Origin of the sequence: Halalkaliarchaeum sp. AArc-CO (assembly GCF_024972735.1) — an archaeon.
In the GTDB taxonomy this organism is placed as follows: domain Archaea; phylum Halobacteriota; class Halobacteria; order Halobacteriales; family Haloferacaceae; genus Halalkaliarchaeum.
Genome location: NZ_CP087723.1, coordinates 1,448,220 through 1,473,984, shown reverse-complemented (window position 1 = coordinate 1,473,984; position 25,765 = coordinate 1,448,220). Strand labels below are relative to the sequence as shown.

Sequence of the window (25,765 nt, the reverse complement as noted above, 5' to 3'; positions counted from 1 at the left end):
TTTTAGGGGTCACATCGCTACTCGCTATTGCGTTCGAGAGAACGTGGACGCTCCGATAGTGTAGTCCGGCCAATCATATTGCCCTCTCGAGGCAATGACCGGGGTTCAAATCCCCGTCGGAGCACTGCAGCGAACCAGTTTTACGAGTGAGCGAAGCGCGCACAGAGGGGATTTGAGCAGACGAGTCGCTCGCAGCGAACGAAGTGAGCGAGCACGTCTCGGCGAGTTCGAATCCCCGTCGGAGCACTCCTTTCCTTCCGCCTTCTGGAGGTTTACTTCTACTAGATTGTACGTTTCTCACCAAAACATCAGGGCAATTCGATTCAGATGAAATGACTATTCTACATTTGCTGTTCCAAAAACCTCGGTTTCTCGAACAGATTTATTCGTCTTTGGGCGGTTCCAATGGAATACGCTCGGGATCGACGTCCTCGTATGCTTTGTCAGAGCTCAAGATGGGATGGCCGCGAGTTTCGGCAGTAGCAGCGTGGAAGGAGTCAAACGCGGTCATTCCCTCCTCAAAATATTTCACAGCCTTTAGCACAATCTGGCGTTCTTCATCGGTCTCAACGGGTACGACGTCAAGCATATTCGAGAACAGCTTGGTGTAGTCGAATTCGTGGCGCTCGCTGATGAGCAGCACTTCCAAATATGAATACGTAGAGGTGACGACGTCCTGCTCTTTCAACACTTTCTCTGCTCGGTTTTTTAGCCAGTCAGAGTCTTTGACGAGGGCGAGGAGATAGTCTGTCTCAACGTACGCAGTCATTCGTCGCTATCCTCTACTGCGCGTTTTCCTCGATCAAATCCCGCTTCAGCATCTTTTTTCGCCTGCTCTCTCGCGCTTTCACGGAGTTCTTCTACCGACTCACCCTCGAATGCGTCACCGGCAGCTTCACGAATTGCCTGAAGCGGGTTTTCGTCGATAGGGATGAGTTCGAGGCGATCCTCGTATTCAACGACGTGAAATCTCTCACCATACTTTTGCCTCAGTTCTGAGGACAGGTACAGCCGCCCGTGCGAATCTGTTTCTACTGACATAAGTATCCGTTCGCATGGCATAGATAAAGGTTTTATCCCAAATATGGGTTTAATGCCCCATAGCATAGCTTGTGCTAATATTATGCCTGTACCCACTCACACCGGGGGTTGTCCCGAGTATAGACATCTTGGAGTAAAATACGACCGTACAGTGGGGCGCATCCATCGAGTGTGAGGTCGTCCATCATCCCGATCGCCGATCCGGGACGGACGAGGGTCGTCGCGGACTCCTCGACGCTGTGGTCCCACAGTCGCTGAATCAACGATGGAAGTTCGTGGGTTCAAATCCCCGTCGGAGCACTGCAGCGAACGAGTTTTACGCGAGAACTTCAGCAACTACTCTGAAGAGGAGGCTTGGACTCGAAATTCACGTCATTCTCGACGCTGGATACGGGACAATCTGGAGCTGAAAAGACACGCGTTAAATAGCTCCTTCCGCTACGGCGTACCATGTCGGAGGCAACGGATCTCGAGGAGCTCGAGCACGGGACGGAACTCATCAAACGCGGGTTCGCTCGCATGCAAAAGGGTGGCGTGATCATGGACGTCGTCGACCGCGAGCAGGCGCGCATCGCCGAGGACGCCGGCGCCGTCGCGGTGATGGCCCTCGAAGCGGTTCCGGCCGACATCCGAAAACGAGGCGGCGTCGCCCGGATGCCCGACCCGGCGAACGTCGTCGAGATCATCGATGAGGTTTCCATCCCGGTGATGGGGAAGTCCCGGATCGGCCACCGAAAGGAGGCCGAGATTCTCGAAACACTCGGCGTCGACATGGTCGACGAATCCGAGGTACTCACCCCCGCCGACGACGCCCACCACATCGACAAACGCGAGTTCACCGCCCCGTTCGTCTGTGGCGCACGCGATCTGCCGGAGGCACTGCGCCGCATCAACGAGGGCGCCGCGATGATCCGCACCAAAGGCGAAGCCGGAACCGGCGACGTCAACCAGGCAGTCAAACACCAGCGCACGATCAAAGAACAGATCCGCACGCTCACTGGACTGAACCACGAGGAACGGGATGCGTGGGCCCGCGAACACGGCGCACCCCGGGAGCTGGTTCACGAAACCGCCGAAATGGGTCGACTTCCGGTGGTCAACTTCGCGGCCGGCGGAATCGCTACGCCCGCCGACGCGGCGCTTATGATGCACCACGGCTGTGATGGGATCTTCGTCGGCTCCGGGATCTTCGGCGCCGAACATCCCGAAAAGATGGGCACCGCGATCGTCGAGGCGGTCAACAACTGGGACGATCCGGAAACGCTCGCCGAGATTGCCACTGACGTCGGCAGCGGTATGCGCGGCGAGTCCACCGCCGACCTCCCCGAGGACGAACGCCTCCAGAACCGCGGCGTCTGAGCGGAAAGCAACGCCAGTCAGCGATCCAGCACCGTCGCACCGGGACCGATCTCGGTCTGATACGCCCGCGCGTCCACCCCTTCCTCGACGAACGCGTCAACCATCGCCCCGGCGACGGATCGTCGATCGGGTTTCCGACAGCAGGCGAGCACTGCTGGACCGGCTCCGCTTACAGTGACACCGGTCGCGCCGGCGTTCAGGGCGGCGTCTTTGACGGCGGCGTAGCCCGTGATGAGTTCGGCTCGGGCCGGCGTCACGACTGTGTCGACCATCCCTTCGCCGACGAGTTCCGGATCGGACCGACACATCCCGACCGTGAGCGTCGATGCCCGTCCGACCGTGCCGACGAGCGACTCGATGTCGACGGTCTCGGGCACGACGCGCCGGGCGTCACGGGTCGACACTGCGACGTCTGGGAGACACGCTACCAGTGGAATCGACGCGTCAACCGATCGGATCCCGTCGCTCGAGGAAACCGTGAATCCGCCGAGCAGCGACGGGGCGACGTTGTCCGTATGTGCGGTGCCCGAGACTACTGCCTCGCCCTTTGCGGCGATCGGTACCAACTCTTCCAGGCTGTTCCCACGGTCGTACAGCCGGTCGAGCGCCAGCGCCGCGCCGGCGGCCGAGGCCGCCGAGGATCCGAGTCCGGACGCCGGACGGACCCCCTTGTCGATGCGGATGTGTGCTGGCGCGGAAAGCGCCTCCGCGACGGCACCGACGACGTTCGATTCCGGGTCTTCGGGAATGTACTGGGCCCCCGTGCCGGTCACTTCGATCGTCGTTTCCTCGGCGCGTTCGACCGCCACGACGTCGGCAGGATGCGACAACGCCACCCCGAAGACGTCGAAGCCGCTCCCGAGGTTCGCACTTGTCGCCGGCGCCCGGACCGCGATCATAGCAACCCGTTCCACAACGCCGGGGAAAAATGTAGCGAACGACGCAGTCGGAGACCGCGTCCGCGGGCTGTCGGGGGAATCAGTCCTCCGCGGTGTACCACAGAACGGGCCCCACGAGCAGCAACACCAGTCCGAAGAACATGTACCACAGCGGCACCAGGCTCTGGGGGGTCAGCGCGAATACCAGCCCGAACGCCGTGACGTTCAACGCGAGTACTTTTCTCGAACCCAGCGGCAGGCTTCCGAGGACCGCCAGTCCGAACACCAGAAGAAGGACCTGCCCGATGTGGTACTCCAGCAGGATGCTGTCCACGAACTGCAGGGGAATCATTACGCACGTATCAGCATACCGTCCCCATTAACGTTCCGCTCCCGGACGGAGAAGTCGGGTGAGATCACTGCGAGGAGACAGATCAGTTGGCGGGCCGACTCGCCTCGGCGACTGCCGGCGGGACGTCGGCTTCGAAGAGCCGATCGCCACACCCATCGCAGGTCGCCGCGACGACGTCGTAGCTGCGACAGCAGGATTCGACCACCTGCTGATCCAGCGACACGACGTCGTCACATCTCGGACACGTTTCCAGGAACAGTCGCAGTCCGCCGAGCAGTTCGCCCCGGTGTGCGACCGGAACTGCGGTCCAGCCCTCCCACCGCCGGGCGAGAGCGTCGGCCGCAGCCATGTCCGCGACGAACGCGGATCTGGACTCCCAGCGTCCGATCCGTTCGTTCCCCAGGTGGGCGACGAACGCGAGTCCGCGCCACTCGAAGCCGAGTTCACGCCGCGATGGATCGGTCTCCTCGACCTTCAGGAAGTCGGCAAGCAGCGCCTCGTCGGTGTCGGCGTCGGAATACTGTCGGGCCCGATCTATCCACTCGGCGGCGAACGCGGGCTCGACGACGAAATCCTCCGTGTCGGGGTCTTCGACGAGCACGCCCGCAGAGAGCAACGTCTCTCCGATGTCGATCGAGTCACCCGTCACGACCGGCCGAGCGGTCTCTTTGCCGAACCACCGGAGCACGCGAGCCGGAAGGTATCGCTTCGTGAGTGCTGGCGTCCCGGGAACGAGGTACCCACGTAGATAGATCGCCCCCAGGGAAACAACGAGAACCGCCACGCCCAGCACCGGCTGGAACACACCAGCGGCGATCGCAAGGCCCCCCGCGATCACGAGATTGACACCAGTGCACGGCAGACATCGGTTCTCGCCAGTGTACTCCGGCTTCGCTATCGACGCCACTGTCCGAGAAATAACCTCGATCATACCTTCCGGAGGTCGTTCCACAGGGTAGTTATGGTGACCGTACCGTCCGGAAGGAGTTCCGTACCGTCGCTCAAAACAGCGCGAAAATGCCGTACGGCACGAGGAACAGGACGACGAAAATCGCCACGAGAATGATGGCGTAGCTCACTACCATCGCTCCGGCCGTCTGCCACGCGTCGTGTTCGAACTGGGAGAGTTCCATATCTAACGGTTCGAGGGATGTCCTATAAGAGTGTCGTCGGAGGCCGACCGTTCGGTGTCGCTGTTTTGCCGCTCTCGACCCGGTTCACGTTCCGGATTCCGGTCTCTCCTCTGCAATATGCTCGGCGATCCGGGCGGCGTGTCGGAGCCGGCCGGGGATCCCCGGCCGTTCCGTAAACGCCGTACAGAAGTGGATTCCCTCCGGGGGGTTCAACTCGTCGAGCGCTTTGAAGGACCGGTCGTAAGCGGGCATTCCTGGTTCGATCAGGTGGACGTCGATCGGCGTCGCCGGCGTGCCGACCACCGCTTCGAACTCCCGGGCGATTTCCGCGCCGAGCGTTCCGTCCGACACCTCGAGCAGTCCGGGATAGCTGCCCGGATCGACGTAGCAGGTGAACAGCCGGTCCCGGTCGAGGAAACTCGAGTTCCAGGTCATGCCGCTGATCTTCGAGGACTCGTACCACGGAACCAGCGTCCCGATGCCGGGTCGGTCGAACGACGACTCCAGATACACCATCGCGATCGGGTTGTAGTTGAACCGTCTCAGCGTGTCGGCGGTCTCCTCGTCGAGATTCGACAGCACCTCGGCTGCAGCGTTCGCCTGCGTCGTGATCACCACTTGCTCGACGGGCGTGACCCCGTCCTCGGTTACGATCTCGAACCCGTCGCCGTCACGCCTGATCCCCGTCACCGCGGTCCCGAGCCGGATCGCGTCGGCGTTCGCCTCGTACAACGCGTCCGAAAGCGTACCCAGACCGTCCTCGAACGTACAGATTTCCGGGACCTCCCGTCCGTCGATCAGTTTTCGAATCAGCCACAGCAAGATGCTTCCCTCGATCCCGGCGCCCCGAATCGCTTTCCCGAGCGAGTATTCCATCAGCATCTCGTCGGGATCCGTCCCGTAAAGTCCGCTGTACAGTGGCCCGAGATATCGACGGGCGGCCTGCGGACCGAACTTCCGCGCGAGGAAGGCCTCGACGGTTTCACCGTCTCTGGGCGGTCCGGTGAGCGGCTCTTTCAGGATCCGAAGCTTGCCTCCGAGCGAGAGCAGATCAGTCGTGAACGCCTCGCGGACGGACAGTGGGACGACCTTCAACTCGCCGTCGAGGTAGACGTACATCGGCTGGTCGTCGTCGCCGATACGGAGTTCCTCGCGCAGACCCAACTCGTCGACCATCCCGGAGATCTGTCCGGAAAGACGGAGCCGCTGGGGACCGAGCTCCAAGACGTGTCCGTCGACCTGCCGGCTCCGCATGATGCCGCCTGGCTCTTCGCGCGCCTCGAATCCGACCACGTCGACGCCGCGGTTCGACAACTCGCGGACGACCGAGAGTCCGGAGACGCCCGCACCGACGACGCCGACGGTCATCGGCCCACCTCGGATCTGGCGCCCGACAACAGTGAAATCGGTGACGTACCCATCTGTGTCGGCCTACCGGCGTCGAGCCAATAACCGCTTCGACACACGCCGAACGGCCTTTTAGGCATCGAACTCCCTGGAGACTGACGTCCGTCAGTCGTCGGCGATCGCCCACGGACACAACGGGTCGCTCCCGATCGGATCACCGGTGGCGGCGTACGCCCGGGAGCGAGAGCCGCCACACTCCTCGGTGACGACGCAGTCGCCGCAGGGACCGTTGAAGGAGTTTCGGTCCCGGAGCTTCTGCAGGGTCGGGGACTCCTGATAGATCTCCGGCAGCGGGGTGTCCCGAACGTTCCCGGCAGACAGCGGCATGAACCCCGACGGATACACTTCCCCGGTGTGGCTCACGAACACGAAGCCGTTGCCGGCACCGGTGGAGCCGACCGGACCGCCACGGACGCCCTCCCGTTCCTGAAGTTCCCGGGCGACCCGACGGTAGAACGGCGCTTCGACGGTGATGAGCCGGAACGGCGCATCCTGTCCCCTGCGATAGAGCCACTCCATGACCTCCCGGGCACGCTCGGGAGACAGCTGTTCGAGTTCTTCCCCACGACCGACGGGAATCAGGAAGAACACCTCCCACATCGCGGCGTCGTACTCCTCGACGAGGTCCGCGATCTCGGGGAGCTCGTCCACGGTCGAGGCGGTGACGGTAGTGTTGAACTGGATCGACACACCCAGATCACGGGCGTGTTCTGCCGCCCGGATCGCCGTCTCGAAAGTTCCCTCCTCGCCTCTGAATGCGTCGTGGCTCTCTGCGGTCGCCCCGTCGAGACTCAGCGCCATGCGTCCGATCCCGATGTCGGCGAACCGCTCGATCGTCTCCCGATCCAAAAGCGGCGTCGTTGCCGGCGTTATCGACGGCGTCACGCCGGCCTCGACCGCACCCTCGAGCAGCTCGAAGATGTCGGGTCGTTTGAGCGGGTCGCCGCCGGACAGAACCATGAACGGCTGCGTCGAGAACTCCGCGACCTGCTCGAACAGTTCGATCCCCTCCTCGGTGGAAAGCTCTCCGGAGTCCCGGTCCGTGTTCGCCTCCGCGCGACAGTGGTCACACGTGAGATCACACGCCTGGGACACCTCCCAGGTGACCACGAGCGGGGACTCGCTGTAGTCCCGGGCGCCGGGATGGCCTCCGGAGTCTGCAGCCCTGTTCGCGTGTGGGTGGCTACCGGAATCGGAGGAGCGATCCGCGTGTGGGTGGCTACCGGAATCGGAGGAGCGATCCGCGTGTGGGTGGCTACCGGAACCGGCGTCTCGGCGGTGGGGTGAACTCATTGTTCGAGAATTGGCCTCCTCGGGAAAGTGGACTACCCCCTATTTACCGGATGTTTAAGTACGACGACTCACGAAGCGGCGCGACGCGCCAGTAGTCCGCCGGCGAAGACCGCGAAAAAGCCCAGGAGGAACGCGGCGGGTTGAACGACGAGCCGTTGCAGCAACACGACAGCTCCATCAGATTCGATCGTTCGGGTCCACAGTTCGTACGTTTCTCCGTCGTATTCGATCAGATAGAACCCGTCATTCGGCGAGGGATCGTCAGGATATGCGAACCGGTCGATCCGGTCGTCGGGATCGGCGACAGAGAGCTCGCGGCTCTCGCGGGTCTGTTCGAACAGCTCCTGGGCGTCGGGCGGCAGCTGTTCGTACGCGATCGGCTCTGTTCCGTAGTCCGGCGTGGAGGCGTCGGCCGGCTGGACCGTGTGGACGTACTCGGCTGTCGGCTGACCCACGGCGACCGGTAAGTAAAGCGGGTTCGCCATGAGACCGACGCCGACTGCGAGGCAAACGATCGCCAGAGCCGCGTGGCGTCCCCGGTCGGATCCCTGGGGTGACTCGCGGCTCGAGTCGGCGTCGGATCGTGCCATGGGTGAAATAGAACCCCGGGACAGATGGCTCTTGGCTTCTCCGTCCACGGCTATCGGCACCGAGACGGTCGGTCAGTCGACAATCACCGGCTCCGACTGACCGGAAACGCGACGCGGTCCGGGTTGTCGTTCATCCGGTCGAGTATTCGCTCGTACAGCTCGTTTCGCACCGTTTGCCCGCGTCGGGGATGAACGAGATAACGGAGCCTGAGCTCTACCCAGGACTCCTTTTGAGTGATGTTCACCGAGGGGCGGCTGCGGACCTCCAGTTCGACGGGCGTCTCGGCGAGCCGCACGCGGTACCGCTCGATCGCCCGTTCCATCTCCGCCCCGAGGTAATCGTCGGCCTCTTCGACCATCAGCTGGCGGGCGAACGCCAAATCGGTTTCGTAGGCGACCTGGACGGACAGTTCGTTCCAGATGTGTGGGAAGTCCTGATACGAATAGTTGTGGACGTGCGAGGAGAGAACGACCGAGTTCGGCAGTGTGACGACCCGGCCGGACGGCTGGTGGCTCGAGACGATCTCTCCGTTGATCTCCCACAACGTGGTGACGAAGAAGTCGACGTCGACCACATCACCCTTCGAGCCCTCGATTGCGACCCGGTCACCGACGCCGTAGGGACGTTTGACCATAATGTAGATCCAGCCGATGAGCGAAAAGAGAGGTTGCTGGAGTGCGAACGTGATCGCGAACCCGACAACGCCAAGCGAGACGAGCAGGCCGGCCCACTGCCGGGTGAGCACCGCGAACACGGCTACGAGCGCAGCAAGCCCGAAGACGAACCGGAGCAGGTTCCGGAGGTTGTGTCGGCGGCGTTTGTCGCCGACTCGACCGACGAGGAACTGAGTCACGAGGACGTAGATGCCGACGATCCCGACGACGACCGCGGCGACTGAAAGTAGCTGAACCGCTATTACGTTCGCCGGCACGTCGAAGAGTGATCGCTGTAGCGGCTCGGTCCGTCTCACGACCCCTGCACCCGCGCCGAGGAGGACTGCCGAAAGAACCGCGAGATATCCGAGCGATCGTTTCACGTGCGCCGAGTCGCCCGCTCGCTTAAAAAAGGTGTCCTCGAATAAGTTCCGATACCAACTGTCCGGGGGCGGGTTTATGGTTCCCGAGGCCGACTCGTCTGGCATGCGCGCAGTTCGCTTTCACGAACACGGTGGGCCGGATGTACTGCAGGTAGACGAAACCGAACGCCCGGAGGCGACGGGTCACAGCGTCGTAATCGAGGTCGCGGGGGCCGGAGTGAACCCGGTCGACACCTACTTCAGGGAGGGATCGTACGAGCCGTTCACGCTGCCGATGATCCCGGGCGTCGACGTCGCGGGCACGGTCGCCGAGACGTCCGAATACGTCGACTCCGTTCAGGAGGGTGACCCGGTGGTCGCGACGGGCCTTGGCAACGATCGATACGGGGGGTACGCCGAATACGTCGCAGTACCCGAGAGCCAACTCGCGGTTCTGCCCGAGGGTGCGGATCTCGTGGCGGCGGGCGGAATGGGAGTGGCCGGCGTCACCGCCTGGCGCGCGCTGATCGATCACGCCGGTCTCGAACCGGCCGAGACGTGCCTGATCCACGGCGGGTCGGGCGGCGTCGGCCACGCGGCGGTACAGATCGCCGCCGCCGCGGGCGCACACGTCGTGACGACTGCCGCACCCGAGTATCACGATCGGGTCGCCGATCTCGGCGCGGACGTCGTCCTCGATTACGGGCGCGACGAGCTCGCCGACGCGGTCCGGGAGGCGGCCGTCGGGGATGGCGTCGACGTTATCCTCGATCATCGGCTGGACGACTATCTCCAGTTCGACGCCGAGGTCGCCGTGACGGGCGCCCGACTCGTCGGCATCGGCGAGAACGATCCGTCGGTCGGCTTCTCGCAGTCGTCCGCCGCCCGGAGCAAGGATCTGCAGGCGACCTTCATGAGTATGTTCAACACGCCCCGACTTGCGGATCCGCTGGCGCGGCTGACAACGCTCGTCGACGCCGGCGACTTCGAAACGTCGGTCGCCCGGACGTACGACCTCGAGGAGGCCGCCGAGGCGCAGCGTGCGGTGATGGAGGATACGTTCCTCGGGAAGCTCGTGTTGACGCCGTAAGCGGTTCCGGCTGACTGTCCATCCGAGGAGTTCTGTTCTCGACCGCCCCGAGCGGTGACCTTTTCACGGCGCCCGGAGAGCCACCGGGCATGGCGAAGGGATGGCTGTACGCGTGGGGGCTCGGCTCCGTCGCCCTCGGCGGCGCGTCGCTGATCATCCCGCTGTACGTCGTTGCCCTCGGCGGGACGCCGTTCACGCTCGGCGTGCTCGCGGGGATCGCCGCGTTCGTCGGGGTTCCGGGAGCGCTCGTTTTCGGACGGCTCGCGGACAGAACCGGCAAGCGTCGGCTGTTCGTGCTGGGCGCTCTCGGACTCGTGGCGGCGATGCTACTGCTCATGCCGGCGGTCGACTCCATCGCCGTGGTGGTGGTGGCCAACGGGGCGATCTGGTTTGCCTTTGCGGCGGCAACGCCCGTTCTCACACTCCTTGCGGTTTCCGATGTTCCGCCCGACTCCTGGAGCACTCGGATCGCGATTTTGAACAAGTATCAGGGCGTCGGCTGGGCGCTCGGACTCCTCTTTGGTGCGGTGTGGACAGGGACCGCCGAACGGTTCCTCTCTCCAGGGTGGGTGTTCGACGGGTTCTTTCTCCTGACGGGGATCTGCGCCGGCATCGGCCTGATCGTCGGGGTTCGAACGTTTCCGGTCAATCCCGCCACCCGAAGGGCGGACGGCACTCCCAGACTCTCGGGGGATCGAATCAGGCGGGCGCTCAGGCGCTCCGACCGGTTCAGCGTCCGGACGGTGACGTTCCCGTTCACCCCGGCGCGGAGTGACTTCCGTGGGCTCCGGTTCGATCGCCTCGTCGACCGATTCACGCCCGAACTCGCGCTGTACTTCGGTGCCGTGTTCGTCTTCTTTTCCGGGTTTTCCGGGTTCTTCGCGCCCCTTCCGGCGTTCCTTTCAGACACCGGCTTCACGTCAGGGGAAATATTCCTGCTGTATCTCGTCTCGAGTGCCGGCGCGGCAGTCGCGTTCGGAACCGCCGGACGGCTCGCGACCCGGTTCGACGTCGGCGTGTTCCAGGCGGCCGGTCTCCTCGTCCGTGGCGTCGCGATCCCGTCGGTTGCGGTCGTCGGTCTCCTGCTGGGCGCCACGCCGGCGAGTTTGGGCACCACTGCCGCCGTCTTCGCCGTGATCGGGCTTACCTGGGCAGTTATCGCGGTTACTGCGGGGACGCTGGTCACGCGGCTCGCGCCGATGACCGTCCGCGGGGAAGCGCTCGGCGTGTACGCCGCGATCGGGGCGCTCGCCGGCGGGTTCGGTAGTATCCTCGGGGGATATCTCGCCGCGATCGACTACCTCCTCGCGTTCGGGACGGCCGGGGGTCTCGTCGTCGCCGGGGCGGGGATCGTGTTCGTGGTTCGTCGACGTGCCGGCTATCTATCGACAAACTTGAGGCCGAGGGATCCGCCTCGAAACTGCTGAACCGCTGGTGGTTCGGCCGCCTCAGCCTTTGATGTTACAGACCGGATACGTCCGGGCCACCTTGTCGCCGATCCCGAGTTCGTCGCTCACGCGAACCACCTCGTCGACGTCCTTGTAGACGCCGGGCGCCTCCTCGGCGATCGTCGCGCCGGACTGTGCCTTCACGTAGATCTGGTTCATCTCCCTGAGGTCGTCCCGAACGTCGCCGCCCCAGTACTCCTGTTTCGCCTGGGTCCGGGACATCAACCGGCCGGCGCCGTGGGCCGTCGAGCCGAACGAGAGCTCAAGGGAGTGTTCTCCACCCCGAAGGACGTAGGATCCGGCCCCCATGCTGCCGGGGATGATCACGGGCTGGCCGACGTCGCGATACGCCGACGGGACCTCGGGCCGGCCGGCCGGGAACGCCCGCGTGGCTCCTTTCCGGTGAACGTACAGTTCCCGCTGCTCGGTGTCGACGGCGTCAGGCGAGTCGTGGGGAACTGCAGTCCCGTTCGCGTCGACGGAAACCTCGTGGACCTCCTTTTTGCCGATGTTGTGGGCGACGTCGTACAGCAGTTCCATTCCGAGATCCTCCCAGCTGTCGTCGAAGACGCGCTCGAAGACCCGGCGAGTCTGGTGGGTGATCAGCTGTCGGTTCACCCACGCGAAGTTGATCGCTGCACACATCGCGCCGTAATACTGCTCTGCGAGTTCGGATCCGGCCGGTGCGGCCGCAAGCTCCTTGTCGGGAAGCTCCGCCAGGAGGTCGCCGTGTCGCTTCTCGATTTTCCGGAGGTAGTCCGTACAGACCTGGTGACCGAGCCCGCGGGAGCCACAGTGGATCAACACGACGATCTGATCCTCTGTGAGCCCGTAGGCGTCGGCGACGTCCTCCCGGTAGACGTCCGTCACCCGCTGGACTTCCAGGAAGTGATTCCCCGACCCGAGGCTGCCGATCTGGTTTTTCCCGCGGTTCTTCGCCTCCGCCGAGACTGCGCCGGGGTCTGCGTCGGGGCGCATCCCCTCGTCCTCGCAGTGGCGGAGATCCTCCTCGACGGCGTAGCCGTGCTCCAGCGCCCAGTCGACGCCCCGATCGAGCACCGCGGTTACGGTGTCGACGTCCGATTCCACGACCCCGCCCCCGCCCAGCCCGGACGGGACGTTCGCGAACAGCGCGTCGACGAGTTCCTCCTCTTTGCCCTGGAGGTCCTCGTAGGTGAGGTTCGTCTTCACCATTCGAACACCGCAGTTGATGTCGTATCCGATCGCCCCCGGGGATATACAGCCGTGTTCGGCGTCGATCGCACCGACGCCGCCCACGGGGAAGCCGTACCCCTGGTGGCCGTCGGGGAGGCAGACGGCGTGGGAGGTCATTCCCGGCAGTTCAGTCGAATTACGCAGCTGTTCGAGGGTCTTGTCGCCGCTGATCTCCTCGAGCAGGGGCTCGCTGGCGTATACGCGAGCCGGCACGTTCATCTCCCCCTCGCGGGGCATCTCCCAGACGTGTTTCCGGATCTTCTCGAGCGTGACGTCGCCGAACTCGCGAGTAGTCATATTTAAGTCTTGATCTCCAACTCTCAATAGCGTTACGGGGATGGCATCTTACAGTTCGACCCGGTCAGTCGTCGGCGACTGCCGCGTCGGGCCGGTACTCCTCGCTTATCTTCAGCCATTTGTCCGTGCGGAACCGCCAGTAGTTAATTACCGCCGGAACCGCGGTCTCGGCGACGAACGCCAGATACAGTCCCCACAGCCCGATCGCGGGCACGGCGATCCCGGGCGTGGTCACCCCCAGGACCGGAACCGCGATCGACGGCACGACCAGTCCGACGGCACCGAGATAGGCGACCGGGATCGACACGCCGAACATGCCGAGAAGCTGACTCAGGAACGTTATCCGGGTGTCGCCGCTGGCGTCCAGCAGGCCCGCAGCCGAACTTTTCACGCCCTGGAACACCACCGCGAAACACGCCGCGTACACGAGGTTGATCGCGATCGGGATCTCGCCGCTCGTCGGGTCGTCGGCGAAAAGCACCACGATCTGTTCGGCGAATGCGGCGACGAGCAGCGCAGACACCACGTACGTCGCCACCGAAAACCGGGTGATGTCCCGGCCGTAGGCGGCGGCTTCGGTTTCGTCGTTCTGCCCGAGCGACTGGCCGACCAGGCTGGACGCCGCGAGCCCGAATCCCCAGCCGGGCGCGTTCATCACGCCCCAGATCCGCCGGGCGATCACCCACGCGGCGACGGTGTTCTCCCCGAAGATGTCGAGAATACCCAGCATCGGAAATTCGGCGGCTGTCCAGACGAGATTACGCAGTCCGACCGGGGTTCCGATCTCGATGAGATCACCGATCATCCCCGGCTCGGCCCACTTGCCGGTCGCCGAGATCTGCACGGGAAACGGGACGAGACCCGGCAATCCACCGAGAAGCAGCCCCACGACGAACGCCGCCGTGATCGCCACGTTGGAAAGCACCGTTCCGAGCGCGGCGCCGGCAACGCCCATGCCGAACCCGAAGATGAACACCGCGTTGAGCAGGATGTTCGCCACCGCCCCGCCGGCACGCACCAGCATCGCCGTGTAGGCGTCGTCACAGCCGACGAGCACGCGGCTTCCGACGAGGTTCAGCCCCGCAAAGGGGATACCGAGCCCGACGATCTTGAGATACGTCGCCCCCTCCCGGATCGCCGCCTCGTTGCGGGTCAAAAGCGAGATGAACTGTTCGGGATACGTCCAGAACACGACCGACAGCGGAACCGTCAAGACGACGACAAGCAGCGTGCTCGACCGGACGGCCCGTCCCAGTTCGCCCCACGCCTGTGCGCCGTATCGCTGGGAAACCAGCGCGATCGTCCCGCCGGCGACGCCGCCGCCGACGGCGAACGCGAACCCCCAGAACGGACTCGCAAAGCCGACGCCGGCGATCGCCGACGTCCCCACCGCGACGCCGACCATCGCGACGTCGACGGCGTTTTTCGACATTCGGGCGATACCGGTCACGACGCGGGGCCAGGCCAGCGCCGTCGTCTTCACCGCCCGTTCCCGGTCGATCAGCCCGAGCTTCGCCAGCCCGAGTCCGATCCACAGAATAACCAGCCGGACGGGGTTCGGCAGCCGATACATCAGGCCTGCCGGTCGAGCTCGTCGAGCGTTTCCTCGAGTGTGGGGAGATCAGCGTCCCGGGTGAGGATCGGTTCGATGACCCGGTCGAGGAGCTCCTCGACGACAGTTCGGGTGTAACTGTCGTTCTCCTCGCCGAGAGTGATCTGTCGGGTTCTGGCGCCATCGAGCGTCGCGACCAGCAGTGCTGCGGTCCGTTCGGGATCGACCGGTTCGAAGACGCCGGTCTCGATCCCGTCCTCGAGGATGTCGATCACAGTAGTCCGCAATAGCCGGTCGCTCCGGACAAGTCGTTCGCGGATACGTTCGTTGAACGCGCCCTGCGACCGCATTTCCAGCAGTGCGAGGTGAAACGCCTCCCGGTCCTCGTCGCCCGGCGCGAAGACGAACCGGGCCAGAAACTCCATCAGTCGTTCCCCCGGCGGTTCGGTCGACCGACATTCGAGCCGCTGTTCGTAGGAGTCGAGGAGGTCATCGAGGAACGCCACCAGCAGATCCTCCTTCGTATCGAAGTGGTAGTGCAAAAGCGACTTGCTCTTCGAACACTCGTCGGCAATGTTCTGCATGGTCAATTCGGCGTAGCCGTGTTTCCGCAGGGCGCGGTCGACCGCCTCCAGTATCTCCTCGTCCGCTGCCGATTCCCGACCCATTGACTGACTGGTCAGTTAACGACGCTGAAAATTCTTTCGGAGCGTCCCGGAACCCGGATCACTTTACCGACGTGCCGTCGTCTCTTCCCGTATGTATCTCGGAGTCGACGGCTGTCCGGACGGATGGATTGCCGTTGCCTACGACGACCACGGGTACGCCGATTCCGGGCTGTACTCTCACATCGAAGACCTCTACGGGAAGTACGGCGTCGACGCGGAGACAATCCTCGTCGACGTCCCGATCGGTCTCCGGGAGCGCTCGAACGCGAAACGTCCCTGTGACGTCGCCGCCAGGAAGCTGCTGTCCCCCGATCGTCACTCCAGCGTCTTCGCCCCGCCGATCCGGGCGGCAGTCCACGCCGACAGCTACGAGGAAGCCAAGCGTATTCAGGAGGAGCACACCGACGGCAGCCTCGGGGTCCAGACGTGGGGGATCGCCGACGGGATCGCACAGGTGGATCGCTTCCTTCGGGAGATGCGACCGGAAGCGGTCGGCGTCGTCCGGGAAGCCCACCCAGAAGTCGCGTTCTGGGCGCTCGCCGGCGAGGAGGCAACTCGATATTCGAAAACGGGGCAACCCGCTGCCGCGTTCGTCGAGCGCGTCGACCGGCTCGAGGCGATCGATCCAGAGGTCATGTCGCACCTTCGGGCGGCCGGAACTGATCTCGGTGCCGAGGTCGGTCTCGACGATCTCGCCGACGCGTTCGCACTCGCGGTGACGGCCAGCCCGCTCACTGGCGACCTTCGGACGCTCCCCGGCGATCGGTCCGGCGTCGATTCGGACGATCAGAGCGGTCCGGACGGTCCTGGTGACCCTGCCGGGTTGCCGATGGAGATGGTGTACGCCCGGCCGTGACTGTCCGATCCGTCGTCGGTCCCCCCGGTCGAATCACAGACTATTCGTCGTCCCCGGTCGAATCACAGACTATTCGTCGCTCCCGATCGAACGCTTTACTCGTGAACGGAGTATCGAGGGAGCATCCACTCCCGTCGCGGATCATCGATGACAGGGGCGTCCGTGAATTCGGCGGCCCCGATCGGCTCCGGGGGCGGACGTGACACTCGCGTTCTGGGTGCTCGTGGCCCTCGCGACGGCGACCGGGCTGTTTATGGCGTGGTCGCTGGGCGCCAACAGTAACTCCCCTCCCTTCGCGCCGGCGATCGGCGCCAACGCGGTTTCGACGATGCGTGCGGCGTTCCTGATCGGGATCCTCGCGGCCGCCGGCGCGGTCACACAGGGGGGAAGTATCTCCGAAACGGTCGGTACAGACCTCATTCTGGGGACGACCATCACGCCGCTTGCGGCGACGACCGGGCTGCTCGTCGCAGCGTCGTTCATGACGTTCGGCGTCTATTCGGGGTATCCCGTCCCGGCGGCGTTTGCGACGACCGGCGCGATGGTGGGCGTCGGTCTCTCGCTGGGGGGCGCCCCCGCGTTCGACACGTACCGACGGATCGGGACGTTCTGGCTGCTCGTTCCGCCCGTGTCGGGCGGGCTCGCGTATTCCACCGCCACGCTGCTCCGCCGAGACGACGTTCCCGAAACCGTGGGCGTTCCCCTGTTGGCGGCGGTCGTCGCGGCCATTCTCGCCCACATCCGACTCGGGGTGATTCCACACCCCGACCGCGCCCAGGGGTCGGTTGCGGAGTTCGTCTCACACCTGGTCGGGAGTCCGAGCATCATCGGCATCGATCCGGCTCTCGTCGTCGTGACCGTCGCCTTCGCCGCAGTTGGATTCCTGTTCATCCGACGGAAGGTGTCCGCGTCCGTCGATCGAGGGATCCGGTCGTTCCTCCTCGTCCTCGGTGGCATCGTCGCGTTCAGCAGCGGCGGCAGTCAGGTGGGACTGGCGACAGGTCCACTGGAGGAGCTGTACGGGGTCGAGCTCGGCCTTCCAGGGATCGTGCTCCTAACCATCGGTGCTACGGGGATCCTCGCCGGAGCGTGGATGGGGGCCCCGAGACTGTTACAGGCCACCTCCCGGGAGTACGCCCAGCTGGGCGTCCGCCGGTCGATCGCGGCGCTCGTCCCGGGGTTCATCATCGCGCAGGCGGCGATCGCGCTCGGGATTCCGATCTCCTTTAACAACATCATCATCTCGGGAGTCATCGGCGGCGGACTGGCTGCCGGGACTGCCGGTGTCTCCCGCAAGAAGATCGGAGTGACGATAACGTTTTGGCTGCTCACGCTGGCAACGTCGATCGGGATCGGATTCGGGCTCTATCGACTGTTCTCGACGCTCCTGGGGATTCAGTGAGTGTCAGGAAGTTGGCAAGCAGCCGTGCAGTCAGCGAACGACAGTCACCGGAACCGGCGCTTCGCCGGTCACGGTTGTCGCGACGGTTCCCAGGAGCCGACGAACGATGCCGGTCCGCGGGCCCCCGTGGCTCCCCATCACAACCTGATCGACGTCGGCTGCCTCGACGTACGCGAGGATCGTTTCCGCCGGCTCGCCGGTTTCGATTGCCGTTTCGACCGACCGGTCGGCGGCTTCGGCCCTCCTTCTGGCGCGTTCGATCAGTCGTTCGGCACGTTCCCGGGCATCCTCGATCCGCGGCGTCTCGGGTTCCAGAACACCGCCTTCGCTCATCTCCGCGTCGATCGGCGTCACGATGTTCAGAACGGTGATTCTGCAGTCGAACACATCGAGGGCATACACGAGCGCGTCGTCGGCGAGCGGCGATCCGTCAAGTGGAACGAGCACGTGTGATGGCGTCACTACCGCCACAGTACGGCGGGCCCGGTCTTGTATCCAGTGGCTCGCCGACAGCAGGACGGGTGCTCCGGCGTGAACGGTATCGATAGCCGAATGTTAAGGTGCTCCTCGAGAAATGACACACCATGTGCGGACGGAACTCCCTGTTCGTCCCGCGGGAGCAACTGGAAGCGCGGTTCGACGCCGAACTCGTCGCCGACGGTGGGTACGAACCGCGATACAACGTCGCTCCCGGAGACGGGCTGGAAGTGATCACGGCCGAGGCCCCCGACGAGATCGACCGCTATCGCTGGGGGATCGTCCCGCCCTGGAGCGACGATTCCGGGCGGGGGGATCTGCTCGTCAACGCTTGCAGCGAGACCGTCGCTGAAAAGCGTGTGTTTCGGGACGCATGGAAGTCCCGGCCCTGTCTCGTTCTCTCGTCGGGGTTTTACGAATGGCAGTCGAAAGCCGGGGGATCGAAACGGCCGTATCGAATCTATCAGGACGGGGACGACGCATTCGCGATGGCAGGACTGTGGGAAAACCCCGACGGCAATGGGGACGAAACCGGCGAGTCGATGCCGAGAGTAACGATCCTGACCACCGAGGCGAACCAGTTGATGGAGCCGATCCACGATCGGATGCCCGTTGTCTTGCCGAACGAGGTCGAATCCGAGTGGCTCGAGGCGGGACCGACAGCCCGCGCGGAACTGTGCCGTCCGTATCCCGGAGACGATCTCGACGCGTACGAAATCTCGACGCGGGTGAACGATCCCGGAAACGACGACGAGCGCGTGATCGAACCCCTCGAGCACGAACAGTCCGGCCTGGGCGAGTTCTCGTGAGGAACTGGGCGGTACTGTTCAGAGACGGCTGGAACTAGTGAGACAGTGACTCAGCGGACCTCGAAAGCCCTCTTTCAGTCCCACCCGACCGGTCGGACGGGCCAGCCATCTTATCTGAACACCGTCGACTGGGCAGAGTCAGCTCACGTCCGACGGTCAAGGGGCGACGGCACTCAAAACAGGCTCTGTCCGAAGAAGATGACCGCCAGGTTGTTCGCGAACACGAGCAGTCCTGCAGCGAGTAGGCCCCCGAGCCACGCTTCGATTCCGGCCGCGAGATAACCGTCGTATGGTGCGGGTGTCCGGCGCAAAACGTCGACGACTCTGTCGAACAGCACGGTGACGAGCACGACCGCAGCGAGATTTATCCCCAGAAAGATGACCGGCCCCTGGAGGAGCGACCACCGAACAAGGGGATTCGCCTCGTGGATCACCCCGACCTGATAGGCCGCATACGTCGTCGTGATCATGTCCACGGTGACGAGCAGGAACAGCGCGACTGCGATCCAGCTCCAGTACTCCTGGACCCGGGCGGTTATGCTACCGGACCCCGACAGCCCGATCCGATCTCTAAACTCGCAACTCACCACGACGTCGTCGCCGTCATGTCCTGTTTCCGGTGGCACCGGTCTCCTCCATCGGACTCTCGATTCGATCGTCCCTTAAATGGCTGCCCCGGATTCTCACCGATGATTTTTGGCGATCCTGGCACGCCTGGCCCGTGAACGCGAACGGATCAAGATCCCGGCTCCGACACCGGTTTATCGCTCGATGGCGTACTAACAACAATGGCCCAACGTTCCCTCCTCACACGTGCACTGTGGTTCCTGTTCGTCGGCTGGTGGACGACGCCGATCGTCGTCAACGTCGCCTGGGCGCTGAACGCCACCGTGATCCTCATCCCGATCGGGATCAAACTCATAAACCTCGTCCCGACGGTGCTGACGCTGGCGGAGCCGCGGTCGCTTACAGACAAGTCCTCGAGCCGGGGACAGCACTCGCTTCTCCTCAGGGCGATCTACTTCGTGCTGATCGGCTGGTGGCTGAGCTTTCTGTGGGCCAATTTCGCGGCCCTGCTTGCGATCACGATCGTCGGCCTCCCGATCGCGATCTGGATGCTGAACCGACTCCCGTTCGTGACCTCCCTCTACCGGTTCCACGGGTGAACGTCAGGTTCCGGGCGGGGTCCGCACGTGGTGTCCGCAGTTCGGACATTGACCTTCTTCCATGAACTCGGTCGGCCCGGTTCCCGTCGCCGCGTTGTAGTTGAAGCTGTGTCCACAGTTCGGGCAGGTTTCCGAACGACGTGCCATGCGCTGTCTTCACAAACGGTTCACTCAAAACTCGATCGTCATTCGAGTTCGATCGTCCGATCGGCCCAGCGCTTGAGCGTCGAGAGACAATCCCGCTCGTGCCGGGTGACGGGATCGTTTCTCCCCAGTTCCCCACCCTCGTAGGCGTTCACCACTGCACACTCGGCGCGATCGCAGTAGGCAGTTAGCTCATTCGGGTTCCCCACGTCGTGCTGGAACGGGATTGTGGCGTCGTTGACGAACACCGCAGATGGATTCGACGGTACAGCGTCGAGCAGTTTCCTGGCGCGCTCGGCGTTGTTCCGTGCCAGCCGTAGCGCCTCGTCGTCTGTTTTCCCCTGTAGCCGCGGCGCGTGTGCGACGAGGACGCCGTGCCAGACCCCCTCGGGAACCTCGAGGAACCGATCGAGTCGACCGCCGATAACCCGACCGTCGCGTTCGACCTCCGGCCCAAATTCGAGGAGGGCGACGCCCTCAGTTCCGTGCTGTTCGATCCATGCGGAAAGCGCCCCGGCTGTGAGGCGGGTTTTCCCCGTGCCGGAGGGGCCGACGATCAGCGTCGATCCCGAAAGCGGAACGTCCCGAGTTTGCTCGCCGTGGTCGGTCATCGGCCCACCGTCTCGAGCCCGTATTTTCCGAGGAGTCCGACGATCGCGATTCCGAGCACGATGGCGAACGCGAGTACGAATCCCGAGATCGGATCGACGCCGGTCGAAACCTCCTCCCGTACGAAGTTCGCCGCGAGGGTTCCCGTAACGGCAAACAGCGTGACGCCGCCGAAGTTCGCCAGCCGGGAGTTGGGTTCGGGGACCGCGTCGCTGTTCAGCAAGTACAGCACGATCGCGATCGCGAACGGTGTCCCGACGGTACCCAGCGCGAGCACGAGCACGAGTTGGCCGAGCACCTCCCCGCCGATGAACGCGCCGGCGCCGGAGACGACGGCAAAGCCCGCGAGCAACAGGCGATAGCGTGTGTCGGCGATGGTCGTCTCCCAGCCGAGTTTGTCGGCGACGAGGAACGGCGGCACCACCGTGTTTCCGCCGAGCGTCGACACCGCGGCACCGCCCAGACCCAGCAGGAACAGCAGACGCGCGTGTTCGCCGACCAGCGGACCGAGCGCCTCCGCGGCCCCCACTGCGGTCAGTTCGGGATCCGAGAGGACACTCGCGGCGACGAGAAAGATGGCGACGCTGTAGATCCCGAACGCCACGAGCATCGACGCGCCGACGTCGAACGTCGCGAGCCCGTACTCTCGGTCCGTCCACCCGCGTGCCCGCATCGTGTACGAGTGCATCGTGATCAGCGTGATGTGGACCGCGCCGCCGAGGACGCCCGCCGCGACCAGCGCACCGCCGGACGGGAGGGTAGGAACAAGCCCCGTCGCAGCCGTACCGGCGTCGGTCGGGACCACGAATAGCGAGGCGACGAACGCGAGCACGGCCAATGCGACCAGAAGTTTGGCCGCGAACTCCAGGAGGTCGTACCCCCTCCCGGCGAGGCCGAGTACGAGGATCAGTGCCCACAGCAGGCCCCACACACGGGCGTCGATCCCCGTGAGCGTCGCCGACACGCTCGCGAGGGTGTTCATGATCACCAACTGGGCGAGGCCGGCGGCGATGACGACGTCGATCACCAGTATCCACGCCCACGTTTCGCCGAGATGGTCCTCCGTGACGCCGACGATCCCTCGTTCGGTGAGCAGACCCAACCGCATCGCCAGGTACTGAGCGAGGGCGCCGGCTCCAGCCGACAGAACGACCACCCACAGCAGGGCGTAATCGAAGAGTGCGCCCGCGGTGATCAGGCTCGCCATCGTCGCCGGCCCGGCAGCGATCGCGCCCGCGATCCAGGAGGGCCCCATCTCCCCCAGGTACGAACGGATCGCGCCCCGAGTGACAGCTGTCACGTCAGTCGACGGCTCACCCGACTCCGGCGGCGTTGCTTCGCCCGCGACTTCGCCGCTGGCGTCTTCGAGACACTCGCCCCGTTCGTGTCCCGCTTTGCTCATGCCGGAGGATCGTAGCTCAATGCCGAAATAAGTAGGTGATACAATCCAGTTGTTACCACCGACACCACCGATTAGTATCTTCCCGTTATAGCGTCACACATGGGAACCCAGAGACGCGCCGCACCCGTACGGAAACCAGTCGTGTTGTCGATCGCCGGCAGCGACTCCGGCGGCGGCGCCGGCATCCAGGCCGACCTCAAAACGATGGAGGCGCAGGGGACCTTCGGGACGAGCGTCGTCACGAGCGTCACCGCACAGAACACGCTCGGCGTCGAGTCGACCCATCCGGTTCCAGTTTCGGAGATCGAGGCACAGATCGACGCCGTCCGCTCGGATTTCGACGTTCGGGCCGCCAAAACTGGGATGCTCGGGACTCGAGAGGTTCTCGAGGCAGTCACCGAACGAACAGCCGAGATGTCGATCCCCCTCGTCGTCGATCCGGTGATGGTCGCTGCGTCCGGCGATCGGCTGCTGGAATCGGAGGCTGAAGCAGCCTACGAGGACCTGATCGCCGAAGCGACGCTCGTGACGCCGAACGCAGACGAGGCTGGCGTGCTGACCGACATCGAACCCGAGGGAGAAGACACCGCACGAGAGGCGGGCGAACGACTCGTCGAACTCGGTGCCGACGCCGCCCTCGTGAAAGGCGGACACGTTCCGGGCGACCGGATACGCGACGTGCTCGCCTTCGCCGGCGACAAAGAAACGATGATCTTCGAGCACCCGCGCGTCGGGACTGACGCGACGCATGGATCCGGCTGTACGCTCTCGAGTGCGATCGCCGCGCGACTCGCGCGGGGTGAGGAGCTCGAGGAGGCTGTTCGAACCGGAATGGCGTTCCTGGAGCGTGCGGTCCGGTATCACCACGACGTCGGTACCGGCCCGGGTCCGGTGCATCACCTGGTCGAGATTCGGGAGCGTGCCTCGCGACATCCCACTGCAGAAGCAGTCGAGGAAGTCGTCGATTCCCTGATCGAGATGGACGCACGACCGCTCGTCCCCGAGGTCGGGCTGAACGTGGTCGGTGCCACGCCGTACGCCGAGGCGACCGTCGAGACTGCAGCCGTCGAAGGGCGGATCACTCGAACTCGTTCCGGTGTCAGGCCGAATCGCGGCGTCCGATTCGGCGCATCAAGCCACGTCGCCCGCTTCCTGCTTTCCGCCCGGGAACACGATTCGACCCTCCGGTTTGCGGCGAACCTCCGGTTCGACGACGACGTCGAATCGGCGTTGTCGGCCCTCGAGAGTGTCGTCGAGATCGACCGCTCGAAGGAACCCGCGCCCGACGAGGAGGGATCGACGATGGGCTGGGCCGCCGGTCGAGCGTTCGAACGCGCCGAGAAAACGCCCTCGGCGGTGTTCGACCGGGGCGACGTGGGAAAGGAAGCGATGACCCGCCTGCTCGCTTCGGATTCGGAAACACTTAGAAATAGACTGGAAACCGTCCTCGGAGAACTTCATAAAGGCGGCGCCGATTCCTGACTACGAAGAACAATAATGATAATTTATTAAGGTACCCAGTCGTCGTTCACCTGGGGGAGGGAACACAACATGCCAGTGGACGATCTCGCAAGAAGCGACGTCGTGACGGCCGAACCGAACACGTCGGCGACCCAGCTCGCAACGACGATGCGGGACGAGAGCGTCGGCAGCGTCGTCATCGTGGACGGAACCGAGCCGGTCGGCATCGTCACGGATCGCGATCTGACCGTACGGATCCTCGCGGAGGGGAGTGATCCGACGGCGGCCACCGCTTCTGACGTGATGACCGAGGACCTGTGTACGATCGAGTGGAACGCCGGGTTCTACGAGGCGACGGCGCGTATGAGTGATCGCGGCATTCGGCGGCTACCCGTGTGCCGGGACGGCGAGCTCGTGGGCATCATCTCGGCAGACGATCTGATCGAACTCATCGCCGACGAGAAACAACAGCTCGCGGAGGTGCTCCGGGCACAGCGGCCGGAGTACTGATCAGATCCACTCTTCGAACGACCCGTCGAGTAACGTGTCGACCTGGTGTTCGATGTACGCGCGTTGCATTCCTTGGATCGCGGCACTCAGCGAACGACCGGATTCGATCCACTCGCGTATCTTTTCGCGTTTCCAGCCAGCGGGCGTCCTCCCGGACTCCACCCGGAACCGGAGCGGTCGGAGGATCTCTTCAGCCTGGCGCTCGCTACAGCCGGCAGCGTGGAGACCGATCTCCGCGTGATCGAGGAGGTCTCCGAACAGCTGTTCGGTGTCGGTGACCGTCTCCCCGGCTGCGTCGATCCAGACCATGTCTGCCTCGAACCCGTCGCGGACGGCGGCATAGAAGTTTTCGCGCGCCTTCTCCCACGGCTGTTCGCGGATCGGATGCTCCCGGCGGGGGAGCGCCTCCATCAGACCAGCGAATGCCGCCTGCACCGCGGTCGTGTCCCGAACCGTCGGTTGTGCGGGAATCGGCCTGAATTCGATTCGCGCGTTGGCTTCCGATCTCGTCGCGCCGTCGAACACCGGACGAACCCACCGCCAGTAGGTGCCGTGTTTCTCCCGCAGGGTGGAAAAGGAGTCGTCGAACCGGTCCCCTGACGACGGCAGCATCGGAACGAACGGCTCGTCGTTGGCGACGCGATCGACTGCCTCCTCGACGTCCGTGAGATCTCTCGGGAATCGGACCTTCTCGGCGTCTGCGGCGGCGTTGAGCACCGATTCGAACACGGCGATCCGGTTCTCGTGCCACCCGTCCGCGAGGACGTCATCGCCGGAGGTGCCGTCGGCGTACAGGTCCGGGGGGAACACCGGGGTGTTGACTGACAGCGCGAGCAACGGGCCGGCAACCCGGAGAGCGTAGTTGAACACGAGGGCGAGGTCAACCGCTTGCTTCACCTGATAGTGTGGTTGGATCGAGGTGATGAGGCTCTCTGGCATCACGGTGTCCGCCGAGAGATCGACAAGCGGTGCGTCGACGGAAACTGTCCGGCCGTCGCCCGTCTGGTTTGCCATCGCGTGATACCGCACCGCACGACTCATGTTCGTCGCGATCCGGATCCCGCTGTCGGTGACGCTGTCGGTGAGATACTCTCGTGCGGTCTCGCCCACCGGCGGGATCGTCCACATCCCGTCGCTGACGAGCCGCATCCCCTCGGCGCTCGTACAGTTCAACGCGGCCTCGAGGCGGGCACGAACTTCCGCCTCCTGTGCCCGCAACCCGTGGGCGTTGAACGGCTGTGGGTTCGTCGTCATCTCGGCGTTGTGCAGCCCCAGTTCCTTCTCGAAGCCGATCAATTCGAGCAATCGGCGCGGGACCCGCATCAGCGCGTACTTCCCACCCTGTGATTCCCCGGACCAGCGTCCGTCGGCGACCGCGTAGAATTCGTACTCGAGACCGACGATCGACTGGTGGTTGTCGAAGGTCCCCTCGTGGATGGCTTCCTTTACAACTTCCGCGTCGGCGGCCGCACGCGAGCGGAACGCTTCGGGATCGACCTCGAGCACGTCCCGAACCGACTCCGCGAGGTCCTCGCTCATACGTACGTCCCCACTGGGACGGGACAAACGGTTAAAGTCGGCGGCTCCCGT

The 25,765-nt window shown here is 64.2% G+C and carries 28 protein-coding genes, 1 tRNA gene and 1 pseudogene; 10 read left to right on the top strand and 20 right to left on the bottom strand.

Annotated elements, in window-relative coordinates; genetic code table 11:
• The first annotated feature begins 49 nt into the window (after nt 1-49).
• Nucleotides 50-124: transfer RNA gene (locus tag AArcCO_RS07950), tRNA-Glu, on the top strand.
• 258 nt (nt 125-382) lie between these two features.
• Here AArcCO_RS07950 and AArcCO_RS07945 read toward each other — a convergent pair.
• From AArcCO_RS07945 to AArcCO_RS15970, 3 genes and pseudogenes are all read right to left on the bottom strand, one after another.
• Nucleotides 383-769, bottom strand: coding sequence for a PIN domain-containing protein (locus AArcCO_RS07945; protein ID WP_259536358.1), 387 nt, complete (start codon nt 767-769; stop codon nt 383-385).
• Nucleotides 766-1,041, bottom strand: a complete 276-nt coding sequence (locus AArcCO_RS07940) for an AbrB/MazE/SpoVT family DNA-binding domain-containing protein (protein ID WP_259536357.1) — start codon at nt 1,039-1,041, stop codon at nt 766-768. Before AArcCO_RS07940 ends, AArcCO_RS07945 begins: the two co-directional genes overlap by 4 nt.
• Nucleotides 1,042-1,181: 140 nt before the next feature.
• A pseudogene (locus tag AArcCO_RS15970) lies at nt 1,182-1,328 on the bottom strand (ATP-binding protein); the annotation flags it as partial.
• Between the two features lie 163 nt (nt 1,329-1,491).
• On the opposite strand from AArcCO_RS15970, the gene pdxS reads away from it, so the two are divergent.
• Complete coding sequence (gene pdxS, locus AArcCO_RS07935) at nt 1,492-2,400, top strand: pyridoxal 5'-phosphate synthase lyase subunit PdxS (protein WP_259536356.1); 909 nt, start codon at nt 1,492-1,494, stop codon at nt 2,398-2,400.
• 17 nt (nt 2,401-2,417) lie between these two features.
• Here pdxS and AArcCO_RS07930 read toward each other — a convergent pair whose 3' ends face one another.
• The 8 genes from AArcCO_RS07930 to AArcCO_RS07895 all read right to left on the bottom strand — a co-directional run bounded on the left by AArcCO_RS07930 (nt 2,418) and on the right by AArcCO_RS07895 (nt 9,090).
• Nucleotides 2,418-3,299 carry a homoserine kinase gene (locus AArcCO_RS07930; RefSeq protein ID WP_259536355.1) on the bottom strand — a complete coding sequence of 294 codons (882 nt, stop codon included), beginning with the start codon at nt 3,297-3,299 and terminating at the stop codon, nt 2,418-2,420.
• Between the two features lie 79 nt (nt 3,300-3,378).
• Nucleotides 3,379-3,630, bottom strand: coding sequence for a DUF8006 family protein (locus AArcCO_RS07925; RefSeq protein WP_259536354.1), 252 nt, complete (start codon nt 3,628-3,630; stop codon nt 3,379-3,381).
• Nucleotides 3,631-3,712: 82 nt separating this feature from the next.
• Nucleotides 3,713-4,561 (bottom strand): DUF8054 domain-containing protein, encoded by an 849-nt coding sequence (locus AArcCO_RS07920; RefSeq protein ID WP_259536353.1) that lies wholly within the window; start codon nt 4,559-4,561, stop codon nt 3,713-3,715.
• A gap of 70 nt (nt 4,562-4,631) precedes the next feature.
• Entirely contained in the window at nt 4,632-4,763 is a 132-nt protein-coding gene (locus tag AArcCO_RS07915; protein WP_259536352.1) for a hypothetical protein, read from the bottom strand.
• Between the two features lie 84 nt (nt 4,764-4,847).
• A complete protein-coding gene (gene hemG, locus AArcCO_RS07910) occupies nt 4,848-6,131 on the bottom strand; it encodes a protoporphyrinogen oxidase (protein ID WP_259536351.1) in 1,284 nt (427 codons plus the stop codon).
• A 144-nt stretch (nt 6,132-6,275) separates the two neighbouring features.
• Nucleotides 6,276-7,463, bottom strand: a complete 1,188-nt coding sequence (locus AArcCO_RS07905; protein ID WP_259536350.1) for a TIGR04053 family radical SAM/SPASM domain-containing protein — start codon at nt 7,461-7,463, stop codon at nt 6,276-6,278.
• Nucleotides 7,464-7,531: 68 nt separating this feature from the next.
• Entirely contained in the window at nt 7,532-8,053 is a 522-nt protein-coding gene (locus tag AArcCO_RS07900; protein WP_259536348.1) for a DUF7979 domain-containing protein, read from the bottom strand.
• An 83-nt stretch (nt 8,054-8,136) separates the two neighbouring features.
• On the bottom strand, nt 8,137-9,090 hold the full coding sequence (locus tag AArcCO_RS07895) for a mechanosensitive ion channel family protein (protein WP_259536346.1): 954 nt from the start codon (nt 9,088-9,090) through the stop codon (nt 8,137-8,139).
• Nucleotides 9,091-9,193: 103 nt separating this feature from the next.
• On the opposite strand from AArcCO_RS07895, the gene AArcCO_RS07890 reads away from it, so the two are divergent.
• Nucleotides 9,194-10,159 carry an NADPH:quinone reductase gene (locus tag AArcCO_RS07890; protein ID WP_259536345.1) on the top strand — a complete coding sequence of 322 codons (966 nt, stop codon included), beginning with the start codon at nt 9,194-9,196 and terminating at the stop codon, nt 10,157-10,159.
• Between the two features lie 89 nt (nt 10,160-10,248).
• Nucleotides 10,249-11,586, top strand: coding sequence for an MFS transporter (locus tag AArcCO_RS07885; protein WP_259536344.1), 1,338 nt, complete (start codon nt 10,249-10,251; stop codon nt 11,584-11,586).
• 21 nt (nt 11,587-11,607) lie between these two features.
• Here AArcCO_RS07885 and AArcCO_RS07880 read toward each other — a convergent pair whose 3' ends face one another.
• The 3 genes from AArcCO_RS07880 to AArcCO_RS07870 all read right to left on the bottom strand — a co-directional run bounded on the left by AArcCO_RS07880 (nt 11,608) and on the right by AArcCO_RS07870 (nt 15,339).
• Nucleotides 11,608-13,119, bottom strand: a complete 1,512-nt coding sequence (locus AArcCO_RS07880) for an RtcB family protein (RefSeq protein WP_259536343.1) — start codon at nt 13,117-13,119, stop codon at nt 11,608-11,610.
• A 64-nt stretch (nt 13,120-13,183) separates the two neighbouring features.
• Nucleotides 13,184-14,692, bottom strand: a complete 1,509-nt coding sequence (locus AArcCO_RS07875) for an MATE family efflux transporter (protein WP_259536342.1) — start codon at nt 14,690-14,692, stop codon at nt 13,184-13,186.
• Nucleotides 14,692-15,339, bottom strand: a complete 648-nt coding sequence (locus tag AArcCO_RS07870) for a TetR/AcrR family transcriptional regulator (protein WP_259536341.1) — start codon at nt 15,337-15,339, stop codon at nt 14,692-14,694. Before AArcCO_RS07870 ends, AArcCO_RS07875 begins: the two co-directional genes overlap by 1 nt.
• 91 nt (nt 15,340-15,430) lie before the next feature.
• Between AArcCO_RS07870 and AArcCO_RS07865 the strand changes: the two genes are divergently transcribed.
• Together AArcCO_RS07865 and AArcCO_RS07860 are read left to right on the top strand one after the other, a co-directional pair.
• Nucleotides 15,431-16,195, top strand: coding sequence for a DUF429 domain-containing protein (locus tag AArcCO_RS07865; protein WP_259536340.1), 765 nt, complete (start codon nt 15,431-15,433; stop codon nt 16,193-16,195).
• A gap of 253 nt (nt 16,196-16,448) precedes the next feature.
• On the top strand, nt 16,449-17,597 hold the full coding sequence (locus AArcCO_RS07860) for an inorganic phosphate transporter (protein ID WP_259536408.1): 1,149 nt from the start codon (nt 16,449-16,451) through the stop codon (nt 17,595-17,597).
• A 30-nt stretch (nt 17,598-17,627) separates the two neighbouring features.
• On the opposite strand, the gene AArcCO_RS07855 is transcribed toward AArcCO_RS07860, so the two are convergent.
• Entirely contained in the window at nt 17,628-18,059 is a 432-nt protein-coding gene (locus AArcCO_RS07855) for a universal stress protein (protein ID WP_259536339.1), read from the bottom strand.
• A gap of 122 nt (nt 18,060-18,181) precedes the next feature.
• Between AArcCO_RS07855 and AArcCO_RS07850 the strand changes: the two genes are divergently transcribed.
• Nucleotides 18,182-18,883, top strand: a complete 702-nt coding sequence (locus AArcCO_RS07850) for an SOS response-associated peptidase (protein WP_259536338.1) — start codon at nt 18,182-18,184, stop codon at nt 18,881-18,883.
• 173 nt (nt 18,884-19,056) lie between these two features.
• On the opposite strand, the gene AArcCO_RS07845 is transcribed toward AArcCO_RS07850, so the two are convergent.
• Nucleotides 19,057-19,509 carry a DUF5658 family protein gene (locus tag AArcCO_RS07845; protein ID WP_259536337.1) on the bottom strand — a complete coding sequence of 151 codons (453 nt, stop codon included), beginning with the start codon at nt 19,507-19,509 and terminating at the stop codon, nt 19,057-19,059.
• Between the two features lie 162 nt (nt 19,510-19,671).
• Between AArcCO_RS07845 and AArcCO_RS07840 the strand changes: the two genes are divergently transcribed.
• Nucleotides 19,672-20,049, top strand: coding sequence for a YccF domain-containing protein (locus AArcCO_RS07840; protein ID WP_259536336.1), 378 nt, complete (start codon nt 19,672-19,674; stop codon nt 20,047-20,049).
• A 3-nt stretch (nt 20,050-20,052) separates the two neighbouring features.
• Here the strand turns inward: AArcCO_RS07840 and AArcCO_RS07835 are convergent, their stop codons facing one another.
• The 3 genes from AArcCO_RS07835 to AArcCO_RS07825 are packed head-to-tail and all read right to left on the bottom strand — an operon-like array spanning nt 20,053 to nt 22,057.
• Nucleotides 20,053-20,196: a hypothetical protein gene (locus AArcCO_RS07835; RefSeq protein ID WP_259536335.1), complete on the bottom strand. Its 144-nt coding sequence runs from the start codon at nt 20,194-20,196 to the stop codon at nt 20,053-20,055.
• A 38-nt stretch (nt 20,197-20,234) separates the two neighbouring features.
• Nucleotides 20,235-20,804, bottom strand: coding sequence for a P-loop NTPase family protein (locus tag AArcCO_RS07830; RefSeq protein WP_259536334.1), 570 nt, complete (start codon nt 20,802-20,804; stop codon nt 20,235-20,237).
• The gene (locus tag AArcCO_RS07825) at nt 20,801-22,057 is read right to left on the bottom strand and encodes a divalent metal cation transporter (protein WP_259536407.1); all 1,257 of its coding nucleotides are present in this window, start codon (nt 22,055-22,057) and stop codon (nt 20,801-20,803) included. Before AArcCO_RS07825 ends, AArcCO_RS07830 begins: the two co-directional genes overlap by 4 nt.
• Before the next feature lie 246 nt (nt 22,058-22,303).
• Here AArcCO_RS07825 and thiD point away from each other — a divergent pair, with 246 nt between their 5' ends.
• Nucleotides 22,304-23,686, top strand: coding sequence for a bifunctional hydroxymethylpyrimidine kinase/phosphomethylpyrimidine kinase (gene thiD, locus AArcCO_RS07820; RefSeq protein ID WP_259536333.1), 1,383 nt, complete (start codon nt 22,304-22,306; stop codon nt 23,684-23,686).
• A gap of 69 nt (nt 23,687-23,755) precedes the next feature.
• On the top strand, nt 23,756-24,175 hold the full coding sequence (locus tag AArcCO_RS07815; RefSeq protein ID WP_259536332.1) for a CBS domain-containing protein: 420 nt from the start codon (nt 23,756-23,758) through the stop codon (nt 24,173-24,175).
• Here the strand turns inward: AArcCO_RS07815 and AArcCO_RS07810 are convergent, their stop codons facing one another.
• Nucleotides 24,176-25,714 carry a glutamate-cysteine ligase family protein gene (locus AArcCO_RS07810; protein WP_259536331.1) on the bottom strand — a complete coding sequence of 513 codons (1,539 nt, stop codon included), beginning with the start codon at nt 25,712-25,714 and terminating at the stop codon, nt 24,176-24,178. It lies immediately after the preceding gene.
• Nucleotides 25,715-25,765: the final 51 nt, after the last annotated feature.

What these genes read in the sequence shown, in the direction of transcription:
- AArcCO_RS07945 (WP_259536358.1), bottom strand. Translation starts at nt 769, where the DNA reads ATGACTGCGTACGTTGAGACAGACTATCTCCTCGCCCTCGTCAAAGAC.
- AArcCO_RS07940 (WP_259536357.1), bottom strand. Translation starts at nt 1,041, where the DNA reads ATGTCAGTAGAAACAGATTCGCACGGGCGGCTGTACCTGTCCTCAGAA.
- pdxS (WP_259536356.1), top strand. Translation starts at nt 1,492, where the DNA reads ATGTCGGAGGCAACGGATCTCGAGGAGCTCGAGCACGGGACGGAACTC.
- AArcCO_RS07930 (WP_259536355.1), bottom strand. Translation starts at nt 3,299, where the DNA reads ATGATCGCGGTCCGGGCGCCGGCGACAAGTGCGAACCTCGGGAGCGGC.
- AArcCO_RS07925 (WP_259536354.1), bottom strand. Translation starts at nt 3,630, where the DNA reads ATGATTCCCCTGCAGTTCGTGGACAGCATCCTGCTGGAGTACCACATC.
- AArcCO_RS07920 (WP_259536353.1), bottom strand. Translation starts at nt 4,561, where the DNA reads ATGATCGAGGTTATTTCTCGGACAGTGGCGTCGATAGCGAAGCCGGAG.
- AArcCO_RS07915 (WP_259536352.1), bottom strand. Translation starts at nt 4,763, where the DNA reads ATGGAACTCTCCCAGTTCGAACACGACGCGTGGCAGACGGCCGGAGCG.
- hemG (WP_259536351.1), bottom strand. Translation starts at nt 6,131, where the DNA reads ATGACCGTCGGCGTCGTCGGTGCGGGCGTCTCCGGACTCTCGGTCGTC.
- AArcCO_RS07905 (WP_259536350.1), bottom strand. Translation starts at nt 7,463, where the DNA reads ATGAGTTCACCCCACCGCCGAGACGCCGGTTCCGGTAGCCACCCACAC.
- AArcCO_RS07900 (WP_259536348.1), bottom strand. Translation starts at nt 8,053, where the DNA reads ATGGCACGATCCGACGCCGACTCGAGCCGCGAGTCACCCCAGGGATCC.
- AArcCO_RS07890 (WP_259536345.1), top strand. Translation starts at nt 9,194, where the DNA reads ATGCGCGCAGTTCGCTTTCACGAACACGGTGGGCCGGATGTACTGCAG.
- AArcCO_RS07885 (WP_259536344.1), top strand. Translation starts at nt 10,249, where the DNA reads ATGGCGAAGGGATGGCTGTACGCGTGGGGGCTCGGCTCCGTCGCCCTC.
- AArcCO_RS07880 (WP_259536343.1), bottom strand. Translation starts at nt 13,119, where the DNA reads ATGACTACTCGCGAGTTCGGCGACGTCACGCTCGAGAAGATCCGGAAA.
- AArcCO_RS07875 (WP_259536342.1), bottom strand. Translation starts at nt 14,692, where the DNA reads ATGTATCGGCTGCCGAACCCCGTCCGGCTGGTTATTCTGTGGATCGGA.
- AArcCO_RS07870 (WP_259536341.1), bottom strand. Translation starts at nt 15,339, where the DNA reads ATGGGTCGGGAATCGGCAGCGGACGAGGAGATACTGGAGGCGGTCGAC.
- AArcCO_RS07865 (WP_259536340.1), top strand. Translation starts at nt 15,431, where the DNA reads ATGTATCTCGGAGTCGACGGCTGTCCGGACGGATGGATTGCCGTTGCC.
- AArcCO_RS07860 (WP_259536408.1), top strand. Translation starts at nt 16,449, where the DNA reads ATGGCGTGGTCGCTGGGCGCCAACAGTAACTCCCCTCCCTTCGCGCCG.
- AArcCO_RS07850 (WP_259536338.1), top strand. Translation starts at nt 18,182, where the DNA reads ATGTGCGGACGGAACTCCCTGTTCGTCCCGCGGGAGCAACTGGAAGCG.
- AArcCO_RS07840 (WP_259536336.1), top strand. Translation starts at nt 19,672, where the DNA reads ATGGCCCAACGTTCCCTCCTCACACGTGCACTGTGGTTCCTGTTCGTC.
- AArcCO_RS07835 (WP_259536335.1), bottom strand. Translation starts at nt 20,196, where the DNA reads ATGGCACGTCGTTCGGAAACCTGCCCGAACTGTGGACACAGCTTCAAC.
- AArcCO_RS07830 (WP_259536334.1), bottom strand. Translation starts at nt 20,804, where the DNA reads ATGACCGACCACGGCGAGCAAACTCGGGACGTTCCGCTTTCGGGATCG.
- AArcCO_RS07825 (WP_259536407.1), bottom strand. Translation starts at nt 22,057, where the DNA reads ATGGGGCCCTCCTGGATCGCGGGCGCGATCGCTGCCGGGCCGGCGACG.
- thiD (WP_259536333.1), top strand. Translation starts at nt 22,304, where the DNA reads ATGGGAACCCAGAGACGCGCCGCACCCGTACGGAAACCAGTCGTGTTG.
- AArcCO_RS07815 (WP_259536332.1), top strand. Translation starts at nt 23,756, where the DNA reads ATGCCAGTGGACGATCTCGCAAGAAGCGACGTCGTGACGGCCGAACCG.
- AArcCO_RS07810 (WP_259536331.1), bottom strand. Translation starts at nt 25,714, where the DNA reads ATGAGCGAGGACCTCGCGGAGTCGGTTCGGGACGTGCTCGAGGTCGAT.